This is a genomic window from Acinetobacter sp. ANC 5045, assembly GCF_004331005.1.
GTDB classification, from domain to species: Bacteria; Pseudomonadota; Gammaproteobacteria; order Pseudomonadales; family Moraxellaceae; genus Acinetobacter; species Acinetobacter towneri.
Window position 1 is genome coordinate 1 of the sequence record NZ_SJNS01000042.1, and the last position, 928, is coordinate 928.

The 928-nt window shown below is 37.2% G+C and carries 1 pseudogene; it reads left to right on the forward strand.

Features of this window, described 5'->3' with window-relative positions:
• Positions 1-192: pseudogene (locus E0H79_RS15025) on the forward strand (hypothetical protein); the annotation flags it as partial.
• Between the last annotated feature and the right edge of the window lie 736 nt (positions 193-928).

Here is a 928-nt window from a genome sequence, read left to right on the forward strand (position 1 = left end):
ACCACCGACAAGCTGAAAGTCGCTCTTGCTAGTACAGATAAGGCAAAAGAAGACTACAACGCCTTGCAAGCCAAATATGAACAGCTACTCGAAAAATCAGGCTCGATCAAATATGTGGAATCACAACTCACTAATGCAAATGCACGGATAGCTGAATTAGAAAAACAGATTACAATGCAAAAAGACAAGTAACTGACGATGAGTTATAATTCAATTTGTTGATTCAAGTTTTATAGCCCATTCACCCTCGAATGGGCTTTTTTTTTCGATTGTTCATGTCCCACGGTTTTCTTTAGCGTAGGTTGATATCAGTCCTCAAACAGAGCCTTCGTTAAACGACCCAATAAACCTCGTTTTTTAGGTGTAGCTTCGATATGTTCAGGGATCGGGATCTGTTTAGGTGTAGCAGTAGTCAATCCGTCATAGTTGGTAGTCAATCCGTCATATTTAAACTTTGTAATCCTTTATCTATAAGGATTACAGAGGAAGTAAAAGATTTAAAAGATTTAAAAATAATTAAAAACATGAGTCATGAAAAATTGCCCTTGGTTTTCGCTACGCTCAAACTCTATTGAATCTCGCTTTCGCTCGATTCGTCGGGGCAATTTTTTGCAAATACTTTCTAAAATTATGTAAAAAGCAAAAGCGGCTATGACTTCGCTTCGCTCAGAAGTTTTTTTGCTCGCTTCGCTCGATCTAGGTGCAAATATTTACATGTGATTTACGCTTATTTAGGCTTCTCAGCCTAAAAAGCTGTTTTTCAGGGAGTCTAGACGCGACTTTTCGTTGTGTCGCTCGTAGACACTCGCTAAACAAACTATTGATTATTAGTAGTTATATTTTTATTCACTGACATAAAAAATGATATCCATTAAATATCGGAAAATGTCATTGTATAAGGCTGTAAGCCTTATACTGCAAGGGTTAC